Source organism: Krasilnikovia sp. M28-CT-15 (genome assembly GCF_047159595.1).
Classification (GTDB): Bacteria; Actinomycetota; Actinomycetes; order Mycobacteriales; family Micromonosporaceae; genus Actinoplanes.
The window spans coordinates 5,380,037-5,397,973 of the sequence record NZ_BAAGAK010000001.1; the positions used below are offsets into that span (position 1 = coordinate 5,380,037).

15 protein-coding genes are annotated in these 17,937 nt (G+C 73.3%); 7 read left to right on the plus strand and 8 right to left on the minus strand.

Annotated elements, in window-relative coordinates; genetic code table 11:
• Positions 1-44: 44 nt before the first annotated feature.
• Positions 45-1,451 (plus strand): selenium-binding protein SBP56-related protein, encoded by a 1,407-nt coding sequence (locus tag ACMCNO_RS24720; protein WP_412751825.1) that lies wholly within the window; start codon positions 45-47, stop codon positions 1,449-1,451.
• Entirely contained in the window at positions 1,448-2,113 is a 666-nt protein-coding gene (locus ACMCNO_RS24725) for a hypothetical protein (RefSeq protein WP_412751826.1), read from the plus strand. Before ACMCNO_RS24720 ends, ACMCNO_RS24725 begins: the two co-directional genes overlap by 4 nt.
• Before the next feature lie 96 nt (positions 2,114-2,209).
• Here ACMCNO_RS24725 and ggt read toward each other — a convergent pair whose 3' ends face one another.
• On the minus strand, positions 2,210-3,997 hold the full coding sequence (gene ggt, locus ACMCNO_RS24730; RefSeq protein WP_412751827.1) for a gamma-glutamyltransferase: 1,788 nt from the start codon (positions 3,995-3,997) through the stop codon (positions 2,210-2,212).
• 159 nt (positions 3,998-4,156) lie between these two features.
• Between ggt and ACMCNO_RS24735 the strand changes: the two genes are divergently transcribed.
• Positions 4,157-5,299: a PQQ-dependent sugar dehydrogenase gene (locus ACMCNO_RS24735; RefSeq protein WP_412751828.1), complete on the plus strand. Its 1,143-nt coding sequence runs from the start codon at positions 4,157-4,159 to the stop codon at positions 5,297-5,299.
• Between the two features lie 43 nt (positions 5,300-5,342).
• On the opposite strand, the gene ACMCNO_RS24740 is transcribed toward ACMCNO_RS24735, so the two are convergent.
• The 3 genes from ACMCNO_RS24740 to ACMCNO_RS24750 all read right to left on the minus strand — a co-directional run bounded on the left by ACMCNO_RS24740 (position 5,343) and on the right by ACMCNO_RS24750 (position 7,343).
• Positions 5,343-5,600: a hypothetical protein gene (locus tag ACMCNO_RS24740; protein ID WP_412751829.1), complete on the minus strand. Its 258-nt coding sequence runs from the start codon at positions 5,598-5,600 to the stop codon at positions 5,343-5,345.
• Between the two features lie 217 nt (positions 5,601-5,817).
• The gene (locus ACMCNO_RS24745; protein WP_412751830.1) at positions 5,818-6,477 is read right to left on the minus strand and encodes an HAD family hydrolase; all 660 of its coding nucleotides are present in this window, start codon (positions 6,475-6,477) and stop codon (positions 5,818-5,820) included.
• Positions 6,474-7,343 (minus strand): LLM class F420-dependent oxidoreductase, encoded by an 870-nt coding sequence (locus ACMCNO_RS24750; RefSeq protein WP_412751831.1) that lies wholly within the window; start codon positions 7,341-7,343, stop codon positions 6,474-6,476. Before ACMCNO_RS24750 ends, ACMCNO_RS24745 begins: the two co-directional genes overlap by 4 nt.
• Before the next feature lie 279 nt (positions 7,344-7,622).
• On the opposite strand from ACMCNO_RS24750, the gene ACMCNO_RS24755 reads away from it, so the two are divergent.
• Positions 7,623-8,537, plus strand: a complete 915-nt coding sequence (locus ACMCNO_RS24755; RefSeq protein ID WP_412751832.1) for a glycosyltransferase family 2 protein — start codon at positions 7,623-7,625, stop codon at positions 8,535-8,537.
• Here ACMCNO_RS24755 and fgd read toward each other — a convergent pair.
• From fgd to ACMCNO_RS24770, 3 genes are all read right to left on the minus strand, one after another.
• Positions 8,434-9,438 (minus strand): glucose-6-phosphate dehydrogenase (coenzyme-F420), encoded by a 1,005-nt coding sequence (gene fgd / locus ACMCNO_RS24760; RefSeq protein ID WP_412751833.1) that lies wholly within the window; start codon positions 9,436-9,438, stop codon positions 8,434-8,436. The two genes, ACMCNO_RS24755 and fgd, sit on opposite strands and share 104 nt — an antisense overlap.
• A 9-nt stretch (positions 9,439-9,447) precedes the next feature.
• Positions 9,448-11,391 carry a sigma-70 family RNA polymerase sigma factor gene (locus ACMCNO_RS24765; protein ID WP_412751834.1) on the minus strand — a complete coding sequence of 648 codons (1,944 nt, stop codon included), beginning with the start codon at positions 11,389-11,391 and terminating at the stop codon, positions 9,448-9,450.
• Between the two features lie 401 nt (positions 11,392-11,792).
• A complete protein-coding gene (locus ACMCNO_RS24770; protein WP_412751835.1) occupies positions 11,793-12,152 on the minus strand; it encodes a histone-like nucleoid-structuring protein Lsr2 in 360 nt (119 codons plus the stop codon).
• Between the two features lie 231 nt (positions 12,153-12,383).
• Here ACMCNO_RS24770 and ACMCNO_RS24775 point away from each other — a divergent pair, with 231 nt between their 5' ends.
• The 3 genes from ACMCNO_RS24775 to ACMCNO_RS24785 all read left to right on the plus strand — a co-directional run bounded on the left by ACMCNO_RS24775 (position 12,384) and on the right by ACMCNO_RS24785 (position 15,387).
• Entirely contained in the window at positions 12,384-12,815 is a 432-nt protein-coding gene (locus ACMCNO_RS24775; protein ID WP_412751836.1) for a hypothetical protein, read from the plus strand.
• On the plus strand, positions 12,806-14,158 hold the full coding sequence (locus ACMCNO_RS24780; protein WP_412751837.1) for a D-alanyl-D-alanine carboxypeptidase family protein: 1,353 nt from the start codon (positions 12,806-12,808) through the stop codon (positions 14,156-14,158). The genes ACMCNO_RS24775 and ACMCNO_RS24780 overlap by 10 nt, the downstream gene beginning before the upstream one ends.
• Before the next feature lie 317 nt (positions 14,159-14,475).
• Positions 14,476-15,387, plus strand: coding sequence for a sigma-70 family RNA polymerase sigma factor (locus ACMCNO_RS24785; RefSeq protein WP_412751838.1), 912 nt, complete (start codon positions 14,476-14,478; stop codon positions 15,385-15,387).
• 56 nt (positions 15,388-15,443) lie between these two features.
• On the opposite strand, the gene ACMCNO_RS24790 is transcribed toward ACMCNO_RS24785, so the two are convergent.
• Positions 15,444-17,804 (minus strand): HelD family protein, encoded by a 2,361-nt coding sequence (locus ACMCNO_RS24790; RefSeq protein WP_412751839.1) that lies wholly within the window; start codon positions 17,802-17,804, stop codon positions 15,444-15,446.
• Positions 17,805-17,937 lie beyond the last annotated feature (133 nt).

Below are 17,937 nucleotides of genomic sequence, written 5' to 3' on the forward strand. Positions count from 1 at the left end.
GTCAAGGCTGGCCCTGCCGCCCGCGCCCCGCGAGACTGGCGGTCATGACCCGCTGGACCCCGGATCCGACGTTCTATCCCTCGCCCCGCGACGCGGTCGGCGCCCCGGCCGAGAAACTCGCGTACGTGGCCGCGTTCGACCGCGCGGCGCGCCGGCCCGACGCCATCGCGGTGCTCGACACCGACCCCGGCTCCCCCACCTACGGCCGCGTGGTCGGCTGGACCGACCTGCCGCACGTCGGCGACGAACTGCACCACTTCGGCTGGAACGCCTGCTCCAGCGCGCTGTGCCCGACCGCGCCGCACCCGCACGTGGAACGCCGCTACCTGATCGTGCCCGGCCTGCGTTCGTCGCGCATCTACGTGCTGGACACCAAGGACGACCCCCGCAACCCGCGGGTTGTCAAGGAGATCAGCGCGGACGAGCTGGCGGCGAAGGCGGACTATTCGCGCCCGCACACCGTCCACTGCGGACCGGACGGCATCTACGTCTCCGCGCTGGGCGCGGGCACCGGCGGTGACGGGCCCGGCGGCATCGCGGTGCTCGACCACACCACCTTCGACGTGCGCGGGCGGTGGGAGCACGACCGCGGGGACCAGTACCTCGCGTACGACTTCTGGTGGCATCTCACCCGCGACGTACTGGTCAGCTCCGAGTGGGGCACCCCGTCCATGATCGAGGACGGGGTGAACCCGGAACTGCTCCTCGGCCGCAAGTACGGCCACCGCATCCACTTCTGGGACCTGGCCAAACGCACCCTGGTGCAGAGCGTCGACCTCGGCGACGAATACCAGATGACGCTGGAACTGCGCCCGGCCCACGACCCGACCAAGGAGTACGGCTTCGTCGGCGTCGTCACGAGCGTCACCGACCTGTCCGCCTCCATCTGGGTGTGGCACCGCGACGGCGGCGAGTTCGCCGTCACCAAGGTCATCGACATCCCGGCCGAACCGGCCGACCCCGCGGACCTGCCGCCCGCACTGCAACCCTTCGGCGCGGTCCCCCCGCTGGTCACCGACATCGACCTGTCGGTGGACGACCGCTTTCTGTACGTGTCGTGCTGGGGCACGGGCGAGCTGAAACAGTTCGACGTCCGCGACCCGTTCCACCCGGTCGAGACCGGCTCGCTGCGGCTCGGCGGGGTCGTGGGCCGGGTGGCCCACCCGTCCTTCCCGGACGAGCCGCTGGCGGGCGGCCCGCAGATGGTCGAGGTGTCCCGCGACGGGCGCCGGGTCTACGTCACCAACTCGCTGTACGGTTCCTGGGACGACCAGTTCTACCCGGACGGCGTGGGTGCCTGGCTGGCGAAGGTGGACGTGGACCCGGAGGCGGGCGGAATGGCCCTGGATCCGCGCTTCTTCCCGCACGGCGACGAGTTCCGGGGGCTGCGGGTGCACCAGACCCGCCTGCAGGGCGGCGACGCGTCCTCGGACTCGTACTGCTTCCCGTGAGCGGCGCCCAATGGGCGGCGCTGGCCGCGCTGGGCGCGTTCCACGGCCTGAATCCGGCGATGGGCTGGCTGTTCGCGGTGGCCCGGGGCATGCAGGAGCGCAGCCGCCGGGTGCTGTTCGGGTCGCTGCCACCGATCGCGGCCGGGCATCTCGCCTCGGTGGCGATCGTCGCGGCGCTCGTCTCGGCCACCGCGTCGCTGGGCGCGGCGCAGGCGGTCGGCGTCGGGGGCGGGGCGCTGCTGGTGGGCTTCGGGCTCTGGCGGCTGCTGTCCCAGCGGCACTTCCGGTGGGCGGGGATGCGGCTGTCGGCGTACCAGCTCGCCGGCTGGTCGTTTCTGATGTCGTCCGCGCACGGGGCCGGGCTGATGCTGCTGCCGGTGCTCCTGCGCGCACCGCTGCCCGCCGGGCCGGCCGGTCACGGCGGGCACCCGCTCGCGGCGGCATTGGCCGGGCCGGAAGGCACCCCCGGGGCGGCATTGCAGGGGCTGGCCGCCGCGGGGGTGCACACCGGGGCGATGTTCGCGGTGATGGCGGTGTGCGCGTCGCTGGTCTACGAGTACGTGGGGCTGGCGGTGCTGCGCCGGGCGTGGTTCAACGTGGACCGGTTGTGGGCCGCGGTGCTGGTGGCCGCCGGAGCGGTGACCATCGTGCTCAGCACGTGACCGACGACCTTCCACACGCCGCGGCCCGGGGTGGTCGGCACACCACACCACCCCGGGGGCTGTCATGCCTCTGCGGCCGGTCGATCCGGCCGGGACTCAGCGGGCGGGCACCACGACCGCGGCCGCGCCGCCGCCGCGGCGTGCCGGCTCGGCGGCCGCGGTCAGCTTGCCGTGCGGCCCCAACTCGACGGCGGTCAGCGCCCCCAGCTCCGGGGTGTCCGGCCCGAACGCATGCCCCAGCGCGGTCAGCTGCGGCCCGAACTGAGTGTGGTACGCGGCCTCGGCCTGGATCCCGGGGCTGTTGCGCTGCGACGCGCGCGGCGCCGCGACCGCCTCGGGCAGGGACATGCCCAGTTCCAGGCGGTTCACCAGCACCTGCAGCACGGTCGTGATGATCGACGCGCCGCCGGGCGAGCCGAGCGCCAGCCACGGCCTGCCGTAATCGAACACGATCGTCGGCGACATCGAGCTGCGCGGCCGCTTGCCCGGGCCGGGCAGGTTCGGGTCCGGCGCGTCGCCCTGGGTGGGCGTGAAGTTGAAGTCCGTCAGCTCGTTGTTGAGCAGGAATCCCCGCCCGGGCACCACCATCGCGTTGCCGCCGGTCTGCTCGATCGTCAGGGTGTACTCCACGACGTTGCCCCACCGGTCGGCGACGGTCAGGTTGGTGGTGCTCTGGCCGTCCTCGACCGGGGCGCCGGGCGTCCCGGCCGGGCAGCCGGAGGCGGTCAGCGGAGCCGGGGCGACCGGCTTGGCCAGCGCGTGCGCCGGGTCGATCAGGCACGCGCGGGCCTTCGCGAAGCCGTCGCTGAGCAGGGTGTGCAGCGTGGCGCGGGGGGTGCCGTCGCCGACGTAGCGGTTGCGGTCGGCGAAGGCCAGGGCGCTGGCCTCCAGGTACCGGTGCTGCGCCTGGATCAGCGGCAGATGCCGCAGGTCGGCGGTCTCCAGGATGTTCAGGGCCTCACCCACGGCCGTGCCGCCACTGGACGGGGTGGCCATGCCGTACACCGTGAGGCCGCGATAGTCCGATCGGGTGGGGGCGGGATAGCGCACCCGGTAGCCGGCCAGGTCGGACTCCTGCAGGTCGCCGGGGCGGATCGGCGACGCCCACGTGCCGGTGGGATGGTCCGAGACCGGCGGGTGCTGCACCGTACGGACGATGTCGGCGCCGACCGGGCCGCGGTAGAAGACGCCGGTCCCCTGCCGGGCGATGAGCCGGTAGGTGGCCGCGAGATCCGGGTTGCGTTGCACCGTGCCGACCGCGGGCGGGACGCCACCGGGCAGGTACAGCTCGCGGGTCGCGTCGAACTGCCCGAACGCGGCGGCGTTGTCCGCGATCTGCTGCTGGAACGTGGCGTCCACCGCGAAGCCCTGCTCGGCGACCCGGGCGGCCGGGCGCAGCAGACTGCTCAGCGGCCGGGTGCCCCACCGCCGCGCCGCCGCGTCCCAGGTCGCCAGCGTGCCGGGCACCCCGACGGACAGGCCGCTGACGCGGGCCTCCTGGAAGGCGTACGGCAGCCCGGTGGCCGGATCGACGAACGTGGTCTCGGTCATCGTGGCCGGGCCCGCCTCGCGCCCGTCGATCGTGTGCACCGTGCGGTGCAGGGCGTCGTAGTACACGAGGAAGCCGCCCCCGCCGATTCCGGCGGAGAACGGCTCCGTCACGCCGAGGGTGGCCGCGGCCGCCACGGCGGCGTCGACCGCGTTGCCGCCACGACGCAGCACGTCGATGCCGACGGCGGTGGCCGTGGGGTCCACCGTGGCCACGGCGCCGCCGTAGCCGTACGCGGTGGGTTGCTTCGGCGGCGCGGCGTGTGCCGGGCCCGGCTGGCCGGTGAGGACCAGGGTGGCCGCAGCGGTCAGCGCGGCGAATGCTCGGAACCGCATTGTTCCTCCGGGAAGACAAAGTGGCCGGTCCATCTCTGCCTACCGGGGATCGGGCACCCGCACAACCGGGATGCACCGTTGTCATCCCGGGCCCGGGCGGAGTGCCCTGGCGGCGGGATGGCACCGTGGAGGGGAACATCATCGGCGAAGGGAACGGATGTGACCCCGACTCGGGTTCGACCGCGCTGGGCACTGGCGGTCGTCACCGCAGGCGTGGCGTTCGTGGCAGCCTGCTCCGACGGCGGCTCACCCACTCCCCCGCCGCCGCCGGTTTCCGGGACACCGGCCCCGGGAACGCCGTCCTCCGGTCCGGCGCGGCCACCCGCAACCTCCACCACGAAGGGCACCCCCGACCTGTCGGCACCGGAAACCGTGGCCACCGGCCTGGAGGTGCCGTGGGGGCTGGCGTTGCGCTCCGACGGCAGCGCCCTGGTCGCCGAGCGCAAGTCCGGCCGGATCCTGCAGGTGCGCCCCGGCGGCGGCGCACCGCTCGAGGTCTACCGGGTGCCCGGCGTGGCGCCCGCGGGCGAGGGTGGGCTGCTCGGGCTCGCGATCGCGCCGGACCACGACCGCACCGGCTGGGTGTACGCGTACTTCACGGCCGCGCACGACAACCGGATCGTCCGATTCCGGCTGGGCAGCACCGCCGCCCCCGAGGTCATCTTCAAGGGCATCGACAAGGCCGGCATCCATGACGGCGGCCGGATCGCGTTCGGCCCCGACGGCATGCTGTACGCGGGGACCGGCGACGCCACGGACCGCCCGTCCGCGCAGGACCCCGACGACTCGAACGGGAAGATCCTGCGGCTGACCCCGGACGGCGCCCCCGCACCGGGCAACCCGGGCGGGAAACCGGTGTGGAGCCTGGGCCACCGCAACGTGCAGGGCCTGGCCTGGTCGGCGGACGGGACGATGTACGCGACCGAGTTCGGCCAGAACCGCGTCGACGAGGTCAACATCATCCGGCCGGGCGCCAACTACGGCTGGCCCGAGGTGGAGGGGACCTCGGGCGACAGCCGCTACGTCAACCCGCTGGTGACGTGGACGACGGTCGAGGCGTCCCCGTCCGGTGCCGCGATCGCGGGCGACACCCTGTACGTGGCGGCGCTGCGCGGCGAGCGCCTGTGGACCGTACCGTTGCGCGGCGGCCCGCCCCGGGCCGAGCTGGCCGGCCGGTACGGACGGCTGCGCACCGTGGCCGTTGCACCGGACGGCGCACTGTGGCTCACGACCTCGAACCGGGACGGGCGCGGTGACCCCCGCCCCGGCGACGACCGGATACTGCGCTTCCCGGCCCGCTGAGGCGGACCGGGAAGCAGTCGCCCGCCGCGCGGGCCAGCGCAGATCAGGCGGTCGCGTTCGCCGGGGGCAGCAGGGGCAGTTGCGAGATCACGGTCGCGTACTGCGCGACCTGACGGCCGTTGGGCACCACTCCGAAGTAGCGGAGCTGGTCCTGGATTGCCTGCGCGACGATATCCTCGGACTGGCCGCGGTGCGTCTGCATGACCTTGTTGACGACATAGTCGACACGAAGCTGTACCTGCCAGCCTGCGGGACGGCTACCACCCGTGCTGGCAAGGTTTACGGGGGCGACGGGTTCCATGTGATCGAGTATCGGGAGCGCGCCCACCACACCGGAAGGCCGCCGGGGCGCGTGCAACCGGACTGCACCCGGGCCACACCCCGAACTCCCTCAAACGTCCACCCCGGCGCGGCGCTTCAGCGACCGGAGCCATCCGGCGGTACGCACGGTTACCCACTAGTAGGGTGGTGGGCCGCGTCCACGCCGACCGCCCTGCGGTCCCGGCGTACTCCGGCACTCACCGCAGCTTAGCGATCGCCTCCGCGGTCAGGTCGTCCAGGTCGTCGACGACGAGGCTGGCCAGGGCGAGGGCGTCCGGCGCGGGCGGGTAGCCGCCGTGCGGCACCGCCACCACGGCCAGCCCGGCGGCCGCGGCCGCGCGGAGCCCGTTGCTGGAGTCCTCGACCGCGGCGCAGTCACCGGGCGCCAGCCCCAGCCGCCGCGCGGCGGCCAGGTACACATCGGGGGCGGGTTTGCCCCGGTCCACCTCCTCGGTGGACAAGGTGACCCGGAACGCGTCGGTCAGCCCCGCGGTGGCCAGCACCTGGTCGATGAGAATCCGGGCGGACGAGCTGGCCAGGGCCAGCGGGAACCGCTCGCCCAGGCGGCGGACCGCGGCCACGGCGCCGGGGATCAGCGGCAGGGCGCCGGCGTAGCGCTGCGCCATGCGACCGAGCACGTCATCGGCCACCTCCTGCGGGGTACGCCCCACCCCCACCTCCTGGCTGAGGTGACGCGACCACTCACCCGTACTCATGCCCATCATCCGCTGCTGGGAGTCCGGCAGGAACGCGCGCCCGTGCTCGGCGACGTAGCCCCGGCGGACCTCCTCCCACACCCCTTCGGTGTCGATGATGACGCCGTCGAGGTCGAACACCACCGCCGCGATGCCGCTCACAGGGCCTCGGCCGCGGGGATCAGCTCGTTCTTGAAGATCTCGTACTGGTCGACGTCCCAGGCGTTGCGCAGGCTGCCGTGGGCCACGGTGAAGCCGAGCCCGGCCAGCCGGCGCAGGTCGTCGATGATCTCGCCGACCCGTTCGCCCTTCTCGCCGAGGTCGAAGTTGTACAGCACGGTCTTCTCGATCTCGGCGTAGTCGCGGCCCACGGCCGCGCAGTGCCGCTGCAGCACGTCGAGCTTGTGCTGCACGTCCGGGCCGCCGAACAGGTTGCAGGCGTCGGCGTACTTCGCGACGAACAGCAGGGTCTTCTTCTCGCCGCCACCGCCGATCAGGATCGGCACGCGCCGGCTCACCGGCGGCGGCGAGTTGAGCAGCCGGCCCAGGCGGTAGTGCCGGCCCTCGTGCGCGGTCTCGTCGCCGTCGAACATCCGGCGGCAGATCTGCAGCGCCTCCTCGAGCCGCTCAAACCGCTCGGCGGTCGGCGGGAAGGGCAGGCCGAGCCCGAGGGCCTCCTCCTCGTTCCAGGCGGCGCCGATGCCGAGCATCGCCCGGCCGCCGGAGAGCACGTCGAGGGTGGTGACCGCCTTGGCCAGCAGGCCCGGCTCGCGATACACCACGCCGGTCACCAGCGTCAGCAGCTTGGCCCGGCGGGTGTGCGCGGCCAGGAAACCCAGCGCCGTGTACGCCTCGAGCATCTCCTGTTCGGGCGGGCCGATCACCCCGATCTGCCACAGGTGGTCCATCACGCTGATCCGCTCGAACCCGGCCTCATCGGCCGCCGCGGCCACCTCACCGAGGACCGCGCCGAGCCGGGGCGCGCCCTCGGGCCAGGTGAAGCTGGAGATGTGCAGGCCAAGTTTCACGGGAGCGTCCTTTCGGCGGGGCAAACGGATCGCCGGGGTTGTCCCCGGACGATCCTCTTGCACCCTAGCTCCCCCTGCCGCCCCCCATGGGCCCGATACCCACGCCGGTTCCCGGTTACCGGCAACATGCACGGTTGACGTGCACGGCCAGCTTGCTAGGTTGAAGCGCGACGGCGCCCTCCCCAGCGCCGCACTGTCCGAGGAGTCACCGCCATGCCTTCCTCGCGGCCCCCGTACCCCCTGCCGCGCGACCCCGTGTCGTCACCCACCGTGAGCGTCGTGATTCCCGTCCTGAACGAGGAGGAGAATCTGCCCCTCGTCCTGGAGGGACTGCCCCCGGTCGACGAGGTGGTGGTGGTCGACGGCGGCTCGATCGACGACACGGTCGCCGTGGCCCGAGAGGTCCGCCCCGACGCCGTGCTCGTCCGGCAGACCCGCACCGGCAAGGGCAACGCGCTCGCCTGCGGGCTCGCCGCCGCCAGCGGCGACATCGTGGTCACCCTCAACGGTGACGGCTCCGCCGACCCGGGCGAGCTGCCCCGGTTCGTGGACGCGGTGCTGTCCGGGGCACAGGTGGCGCACGGCTCCCGGTACCGCCACGGCGGCGCGCAGCTGAGCGGGCCACGCCTCGAACGACTCGCCGACCGGCTGCTGTGCGCACTGGTCAACGCGGTCTTCGGCACCCGGTTCACCGACCTCGGGTACGGCTACAACGCGTACCGGCGCGACGTGCTGCCGATGCTCGATCTGCCCGCGACCGTCCGGCCCGGGTCACGCCGGGGCGGCCGGCCGTGGGGTGACGGGCCGGAGATCGGTCCGCTGCTCACCCTGCGTACAGGGACGGCGCGGCTGCGGATCGTGGAGGTGGCCAGCATCGGCTACCCGCGCATTCACGGGCCGTCGCAGCGGCGCGCGCTGCGCGGGCTGGGCTGGGGCCTGCGGGCGGCGTGGACCGAGTACCAGCGGCGGCACTCCACCAGCCCGCCGGACACCACCGCGCTGCGGGCGGCACCGCAGCACGGGACGCCCGGCGCGGGCGCGCAGTCGCCGCGCCCGGCCGGGGCCCGGCACTCCGCCGCCCGGGTGGCGGTCAGCCGCCGGCCCGCTCGCGCAGCCGGGGCAGGATCTGCTGGCCGTACAACTGCAGGAAGCGTTCCTGGTCGGGGCCGGGGGCGTGGAAGACCAGATGCTTGAAGCCCATGTCGAGGTACTCGGCGACCTTCGCCGTGTGCTCCTCGGGGTCGGCCGAGACGATCCACCGGGTCGCGGTGCGCTCCACCGGCAGCGCGTCGGCGCGGCGCTGCATCTCGATCGGGTCCTCCACCCCGACCTTCTCCTCGGGTGACAGCGCCAGCGCACCCCAGAAATGGGTGTCGTTGCGGGCGCGCTCCAGATCCGGGTCGAACGACACCTTCACCTCGATCATGAGGTCGAGGTCGTCCACCGACCGGCCCGCCTTCTCCGCACCCTCCCGTACGGCCGGGAGCAGGGTGTCGGTGTAGAGGCCATGGCCCTTGCCGCTGGTCGTGATGAACCCGTCCGCGACCCGCCCGGCCAGCCGGGTCGCCGCCGGACCGGACGCGCCGATGTAGATCGGCACCGGCTGCTCGGGCTTGTCGTAGATCGTCGCCAGCTCCGTCCGGTAGTACGTGCCCTCGAACGTCACCCGGTCCTCGGTCCACAACTGCCGGATCAGCGCCACCGCCTCCTTGAGGCGGGCGAAGCGCTCCTTGCCGTCCGGCCATTGTGTGCCGAGGGCCACCTCGTTGAGCGACTCCCCCGAACCCAGGCCGAGAATGACCCGGCCCGGGGCGAGGCAGCCCAGGGTGGCGAACGCGTGCGCGACGACCGCCGGGTGGTAGCGGAACGTGGGCGTCAGCACGCTGGTGCCGATCAGCACCCGTTCGGTGCGCGCGGCCAGCGCACCCAGCCACGGCAGCGCCGCCGGGGCGTGCCCGCCGTCGTGGCGCCACGGCTGGAGGTGGTCACTGACGAACACCGAGTCGAAGCCCAGCCGCTCCGCCTCGACCCCGTACCTGAGCAGCTCGGCCGGCGGGAACTGTTCCGCCGACGCCTTGTAGCCGAAGCGAATCATGGCCCGACCCTATCCCGCGGCCCGGTACGCCCTCCCGGCCTCCGTCGGGGTCGAGCCGTTCCGGTAGAGCCCGAAGGCGGCGCTGTCCCCCACCGCGGGCAACGCGAACCAGGCGTACCGCTCGACGTACCGGCGCGACTGCAGTCCGGCCGTACTGCCCCGGATGAACGCGGCCTGCTGGGCCCCGGTCGGATACTTCGGTGTGCCGCCGAAGTTCGCCAGCCCGAACTCGGTGACCCAGACCGGCAGCCCGTACCGGCGGTGTACCGCGTCGACGTAGCTCAGGAACTGCCCGACCGCGGCGGGGCGGAAGTCGGAGCCGTACCAGTGCAGGGTGATGAAGTCGACGCGGCGGCCTTGGGCCTTGGCGCCGGACATGAACCGGTCGAGCCAGCCGCCCGGAGTGTCCCCGCCGTGCGCCACCGCCGGGCTGCCCAGGCGCAGGCCGGTCCGTTCCAGCCGGGGCCACAGCTCGAGCGCCTGCCCGACCGTCAGATCGGCCTGCCCGGGCAGGTCCGGCTCGTTGAAGCCGAGCAGCACCCGCCCGGTGCGCCGGGCCCGGTCGAGGGTGGCGTCGGTGACCGCGTCCCGGCCCCAGATCATCGGTACGTACTCGACCCCGTCCGGCGCGGGCACGTCGGCGTTGTCGGCGGCCCAGTTGTAGTACCACCCGGCGCCGACGTCGCCGAGCGCCGCGGACAGCCCGCGGAACTTCCAGACGCTGACGCCCTTCTTGGCCGGGGCCTGCTTCTTCGCCGGCCGCGCGGTGGCACTGGTGGCGGCCGGGGCCGGGGCTGAGGTGACCGCCGGGGCGGCCGGCGACAGCCGGGGCTGCGGCGCCCGGGTCGCAAGCGCAGCGGCGGCGGGCGGGGGGCCGGGAGGATCGGCGGACTGCTGCAACGCCATCGCGCCGCCGCCCACCACGACCCCGGAGGCGAGCACCGCGGTGAGCACGCGCCGGGCGACACCACCGGCGACCGCCTTGCCCAGCGCCGCCGCATGCCCACCGCCCTTGGCCGCCGCGCCCTTGCCCAGCGCCGTGCTGTGCCCGTGCCCCACCGCACCGTTGCCCGGCCCCGCCGGATGGCCGCCGCTGCCTGGCCCCGCCGGATGGCCGCCGCCATGTGCGGCCGCGCTGTCGCCGGGTGCCGGCGGATGGCCGCCACCGGATGTCGCGCCGATCGGCGGGCCGAGGGCGGATGGCGGCGGGAGCGGGACGAGCGGCATCCCGGCCAGCAGCCGCTCGGCCGCGACGAGTCCGGACCAGGCGGGTGCGCAGTGCGGGCAGTCCCGGGTGTGCCGCGCGATCCGCTTGCGCCACAACGCGGTCGGGCGGCCGTCCCAGTCAGCGACGACCAGTCGCAGGTCCGGGCAGGACGGCTGGGCGGCCAACGCCCGCACGACCACCCGGGCCGTCTCCAGTTGGCCCTTCATGCGCTGGACCCGGACCGCGGCGTGCTGGCGGGTGACCTTGAGGGCCGCGACGATCTCGTCGCGGGTCAGTTCCCCGGACGCTTCCAGCCACCACAGGGAGAGCAGTTCGCGGTTGTCCTCGTCGAGCCATCGGGTCGCCTCGGCGGTCTCCCGGCGTTGCCCGGACAGTTCCAGCCGGGTGATGGCCAGGTCGGTGAAGTCGGCGCCCGGGTCGCGGATGTCCGCGTCGACCAGGACGTCCGGGGCCCCGCGCCGCAGCCGTACCCGCTCGCGGACCTGCCGGACCGTGATCGCCACCAGCCAGGACCGGAACGCCTCCGGTTCGCGCAGGCCACCGAGATTGCGCAGCACCCGAAGCATGGTGTCCTGGACGACGTCGTCGACGTCGGCGTGGCCTTCGAGGGCGCGGCCGACGATCGTGTAGACCAGCTGCAGGTAGCCCGCGATGAGCCGGTCCGTGGCGGCCTGGTCACCGGCGCGGGCCGCCACGACGGTCGCGGTGTCGGGTTGATCCGGCATGTCACCTGCCTCTCGTGCGGCAATGATCATCGCTCGTGGCGGCGACGCGCACCACGCCCACGAGCCGGGCCGACCGCCGGTTTCGGCCGGCCCCCTACGGAGACCAGCGGCCCCCACCCCCCGATAACGGTTTTCGGCCGGGAACCGCCGGGCGTCGCGGGCGCGAACCACGCCACATCCGCCGGCGCCGGTCCGTTACGCCGCGTCGCTCGACGATCACCGCGCGGTCCATCACCGGAATCCCATTCCCCGGCGGCGGACCATTTTCCCCGGCACCGGGCCCGGCCGTACGAAGTCGCTTTCCGGGATGCCCCGGCAGCGCACGCCGGTCCGCACGCGGCACGACGCCGTGATGGCGGAAATGCGCCAACGGTTTCGTACGTGTTTCCTGACTCTTTCGGTCAGCCGGTGTGCGCCTGCCGGTACGCCGCGGTGACGCTTGACGGAATGCGGCCGCGTTCGGAGATCTGATGTCCGTGGCGCGAAGCCCACTCACGAATCAATCGGTTCTCGTCGCGGCTGCTGGCCGTACGGGCGGCGGGCGCGCCGCGCCCCACACGACCCGGAGCGCGCCCAGCAGCACCACGGGCAACCCGCGTGCCTGCGGCGATGAACGGATCCAGCGCCTTTCGCAGCTTTCCCGCATTGGCCTCGGAAAGGTCGATCGTGTAGTGCGTGCCGTCGAGACTGAACTCGACAGTGCGATCCGCCTTCTTGCCGTCCAGATCGTCGATCAAACTGGTGATGACGCGCCGTGCCATGACGACTCCCGTTTGTTCTCCCTAAGAACCGCGATCAGTGTCACCCGCGCCAACGTTCCGGCGCAACGGTTCCGTGAAAATTCGACACATAACGATTCCTCCGGCCCATTTTCGGGGCTGACTTTGTGAAATGGCGCACGGCCATTCACGCGATTCGCCGGGCCGGGCCGATCGACCGGCTTCGCAAACCCGGGTGGCTGCGGGCGGCGGACGGACGTTAGGGTCGTCGCCATGACCGACGAGCACGCCGTCTGGCAGGAGCAGCGCGGGCGGGCAGTCGCCGGGCGCGCCGCCGCGCTGGAGGCGGACCGGGCTGCCGAGGCGGCCCAGGCGTCGGCTCTGCTGACCGACTTCGTCCAGCGGGCCGCCGAGCGCGGCCTGACCCCGTCGCCGCTGGCCGCGCACGCGTTCGACGGCCGCGCCACGTACCGGACCCGGCTGCGCGGCTGGTATCTCAAGGCGAACCGGTCGGTCGCGGTCGGCGAGGACGGCCGGTACTACGTGCTCAGCGTGCCCGCATCCGTGCGGGCCCGGTTCCGCGGCGCGCAGCTCGCGCCCAGCCGGCCGCGGCTGGTGGTCGGCGCGGGCGGCGGTGACGGCGAGACGATGCCGCTGGCGCAGCTGCTGGAGCGCCGCCTCGACGCGGAGGTCACATGGCCGTGACACGCGACCTCCGGCCGCGCTGGCGCGGCGTGGTGGCGGTCGTGGCGGCTGCCCTTGTCGCGCCGGCCGGCGCCGCCGCCCCCGCCACGGCCGCGCCGTCCCGCGAGGCGCAGACCGCCGCCGGTGCGGCACACCGGGCCGCCGCCGCGGCGAATCCGCTCCGGGCCGCCGAGGGCACGGCACCCGTGCCGTGTCCCCGGCCCCCGGTCAAGCCGCCGCCCGGGCGCCCCCCTCGCCCCGTGCCGCCCAAGGACGATCCGGAACAACGGGCGGTGGGCGGGCCCGCCCTGGACACCAACGGGCTGGTCGTCCCGTCCGGGACGTCCCGGCCACCGGCGCTGACCGCCACCAGCTGGCTGGTCGCCGACCTGGACACGGGCGAGGTGCTGGGCGGCTGCGGCCCCCATGTGTACGGCACCCCGGCCAGCGTGCAGAAGCTGCTGCTGGCGGCGACCGTCCTGCCGAAGCTCGACCCGAAGCGCACCGTGACGGTCACCGACGAGGACGTGGCGATCGAGCCGGGCAGCTCCGCCGTGGGTCTCGTCCGCGGCGGGCGGTACCAGGTGTCCACGTTGTGGCTGGGCCTGCTGCTGAACTCCGGCAACGATGCCGCGAACACGCTGGCCCGGCTCGGCGGCGGGGACGGCGGCGTCGCCGCGACCGTGGCCGCGATGAACGCGGAGGCCAAGCGGCTGGGCGCCAACCAGACACACGCGGTCACCCCGTCCGGCCTTGACGGTCCCGGCCAGTTCACCAGCGCGTACGACCTGGCGCTGATCGCCCGTGTCTGTTTCGAGCAGCCCGACTTCCGTAGGTACGCACTCACCCGCAGCGCGAAGATGCCCGCCCAGAAGGCCCTGAAGAAGGGCGGGTTCCAGTTCCAGAACGAGAACCGGCTCATCTACAACTACCCGGGCGCGCTCGGCGGGAAGACCGGCTTCACCCAGCTCGCCCGGCACAGCTACGTCGGCGCGGCCGAGCGGGGAGGTCGCCGGCTGGTCGCCACGCTGCTGGGCGCCGAGGCGTCCCCGCTGCGCGGCTGGCAGCAGGGCGCCGCGCTGCTCGACTGGGGCTTCAAGGTGCCGCGGGGGGCGTCCGTCGGCAAGCTGGTCGGCCCGCAGGACGCCACGGACACCGCCAAGGACGCGCCCGCTCCGCGGGCGGGCGCGCCGCGCCGGCCAACCGTCACGCGGGCCGCGATGCCGGAAGGCGTTTCGCTGGGCGCCGCCGCCGCGGTCGCGGTGGTGCTGGCCGCCACGCCACTGCTGCTCCTGCTGACGCAGCGCCGCCGCCGCGTGCGCCGCCGCCGGACGCGGCGCAGTCCCGCGTTCCCGATCAACTGACCGGCCGCGGCGGCCGCTGAGCGAGCCCCGCCACAGCTGCCGCCAACCCTCAACCGGGTCATCGCAGCGCCGATTCAATCCATGGCGCCGCCGAACCCCCCACGGCGGCGCCCCCTCAAAGAGCCGCAGCGCCCGACCCCCCGCCCACCGCAGCGCTCGGCCGTATTCCCGCTGCCCGGAACCACCTTCAAGATCCCTTCGGATACAACCCTGCGGCAACTCTCCGCAACCGGAAGCCGTACCCGAGGTCACAGACAGTTTCCCTGTCAGCCGGCACGCCCACCGCCCGGGCCGCCGACCAAGACCGGGGGAAACGTATGACCAGCACCGATACGACCGCTGCCGAGCTCGACGCCGACACCGCCGGTGTAACCGTGCTGTCCGTCCGGGAACAGGAAGAGCTCGTCCGCCAGCACATGCCGCTCGTCGGCCACCTGGTCCGGGACATGCTCAGCCGGATCCCGAACCACGTGCACCGCGACGACCTCACGAGCGCGGGCCTGCACGCCCTGGTGAAGGCCACCCGCAACTGGGACCCGGACCGCGGCATCCCGTTCCACAGGTTCGCAACCACCCGCATCCGGGGCGCGATCCTCGACGAGCTGCGCTCGCTCGACTGGGCCACCCGGTCCGTACGGACCAAGGCGCGCGCGACGGACACCACCCGCCAGCGCCTGACCACCGCGCTGGGCCGTACGCCCACCAACGAGGAACTGGCGCAGGCGCTCGGTACGACCACGGGTGAGCTGCACCAGACCGACTCCGACGTGCAGCGCGCGACCGTGCTGTCGTTGCAGAACTTCACCAGCTCCAGCGCCGACGACCTGGTCACCGAGCCGACGCCGGGCCCGGAGGACATGCTGATCCGCCGGGAGCAGATCGGCTATCTGCACCACGCGATCGCCGCGCTGCCCGACCGGCTGCAGACCGTGATCACGGAGTACTTCCTGAACGAGCGGCCGATGGCTGACATCGCCGCCGACCTGGGCGTCACCGAGAGCCGGATCAGCCAGCTGCGGGCGGAGGCGTTGTCGCTGCTCAAGGACGGCCTCAACACACACCTCGACCCGCACCTGGCGCCCGTGCCGGAGAACCCGGCCAGCATCACGGCCCGGCGGCGGGCCGGCTACTACGCGGCGATCGCGGGCAACACGTCCATGCACAGCCGGCTGGCGGTGACCAACGCCAACGGGCACACGCCCTACGGTCTCGGCGTCCCGGCGGCCTGATCCGCCACACCCGCGAATGAGGGGTCAGCGCGATTCTCGTGCTGACCCCTTCCTCGTCAGGGTTCCAGCGAGGCCAGCACCTTCGGCAGATCCCGGGTGTGCAGCACGGCGAGGCGCCGGGTCGCGCGGGTCACCGCCACGTAGAGGTCGCTGAGGCCGCGCGGGGACTCCGCCACGATGTCGTCCGGCTCCACCACGAGGACGCTGTCGAATTCCAGGCCCTTGGCCTCCCGTACGGTCATCAGCACGATGTGGTTGCGCAGGTCCGGCTGCTCACCGACCGCGGCGCCGGGCACCGCCGCCAGCAACGCGGGGCCCAGCTCCGCCTCCAGTGCCGCGGGCACCAGGACGCCCAGCCGGCCCTCGCCGGCCTCCGCCGCCTCCCGGCGCACCGCGGCGACGAGCTCGTCGGCCAGCGTGCCCGACACCCGCGACGCCCACGGCACCACCCCGCCCTCGCGCACCGAGCGCGGCGGCTGCAGCGACGGATCGATCGCGGACAGTACGTCGGCGGCCACCGCCATCACCTCGGCCGGGGTCCGGTAGTTGACCGTCAGCTCGGTGAGCCGCCAGCGCTGCGCCACGTACGGTTCGAAGACCTGGTCCCACGTCGTTGTGCCGGCCAGGTCGCCGGTCTGCGCGACGTCGCCCACCACGGTCATCGACCGGCTGGGGCAGCGGCGCATGAGCAACCGCCACGCCATCGGCGACAGCTCCTGGGCCTCGTCGACGATCACATGCCCGAACACCCAGCTCCGGTCGGCGGCGGCCCGCTCCGCCGCGGTGCGGGTGTCCACGTCGGCGTAGCGCTCCGCGAAGGCACTCGCGTCGACCACGTCGACCGCGGACAGGATCTCGCCCTCCCCCTCGTCCTCGAAGTCCAGCGAGCGGGACCCCTCGACGATCTCCAGCACGCCCTCGGCGTACTCGATCGCTTCGCGCCGCTGCCGGGCCGCGGCCCGGACCTTCGCGCTGTCGTCCTCGCCGAGCAGCTCGGCCAGTTCGTCGAGCAGCGGCACGTCGGCCGGGGTCCAGTCGGCCCCGCGCTCGCGGCACAGCAACGCCCGCTCCTCGTCGGTGAGCTGCGGCGCGGCGCTGGCCAGCCGGTCCGCCGAGCCGAGCAGGTCGCGCAGCACCCGCCGCGGGGTCAGCACGGGCCAGAACTCGGCCAGTGTGGCCAGCAACTCCGGGTCCTCGCGCAGCTCCCGGCGGGTCTCGGCGAGATCTGCCTCCTCCAGCAGGTTCTCCCCGCCCAGCGGGTCCGCGCCGATGCGCTCCGCGACCTGCAACGACAGCGCGTGGATCACCTCGGTCACGAAGATCGACCGGGCCAGGTTGTGCGGGCGTTCCGACGCGCGGGCGACGGCGCGGGCGTCCTCACACACCGCCCGGTCGATCCGCAACGGGAAGCCCTCGTGGTCGACCTCGGCATAGTCGTGCGGGACGGTCTGGCGATCCGCCACGGCCGCGGCCAGCACGTCGAGCATCCCGAGCCGGCCCTTGAGCGCCGCGGCGGCCGGGGCCTCGACGGCGCGCGCCCGCACCCCGGGATACATGTCCCCCAGCGTGGCCAGTAGCACCCCGGTCTCGGCCAGCGACGGCAGCACCTGGGAGATGTAGCGCAGGAACGTGGCGTTGGGCCCGAGGATCAGCACGGCCGACCGGGTCAGCTGCGCCCGGTACGTGTACAGCAGGTACGCGGCGCGGTGCAGCGCGACCGCGGTCTTGCCCGTACCCGGGCCACCCTGCACCACCAGCACACCCGGCAGCGGGGAGCGGATCACCTCGTCCTGCTCAGCCTGGATCGTCTCGACGATGTCGCGCATCCGGCCGGTCCGGTTCGCGGTGAGCGCGGACAGCAGCGCCGCCTCCCCGGTCACGTCCTCGCGTCCCCCGACCCCGCCCAGCGCCGGGTCCAGCACCTCGTCGTCGATCCCGACCAGCTCCCGGCCCCGGGTACGCAGGTGGCGACGCCGGGTCACCCCGTCCGGAGACACCGCGGTGGCGAGATAGAACGGGCGGGCGGCCGGTGCGCGCCAGTCCACGAGCAGCGGGTCCCGCTCGCGGTCCTCGTCGAACAATCCGATCCGGCCGACGTAGCGGGGATTGTCGGCGGCGAAGTCGAGGCGGCCGAAGCACAGCCCGTTCTCCACCGAATTCATCTGCGCGAGCTGTTCGGTGTAATGGGTGCGGGTGGCGTCGCGCTGGGAACGGCCCTGCGGGGTGCCACCACTCTCCAGCAGGATGGTCCGCAACCGGCGATCGGCCTGCTCACGCAGCTGATCCAGGCGATCGTAGAGCCCATCGAGGTACGCCTGTTCCCGCGCGATGTCGTCGTTCCGCGCACTGTGGAGACTGTCGGCGGAGCTTGACAAATCCACTCCTCGTCGTGGTAACATTCCGAAGCCAGCGACCATTCTTTCCGATCTTCCGGAAAAGAGCGGTCGCTTTTTCTGTGGCATGGAAATGTTCAGACTAGCGGATCCGGCAAGGCCCGGCACCACCCGTGGGCGGGTAACGGACGTCTCATTCGCGCACAGTGATCACATC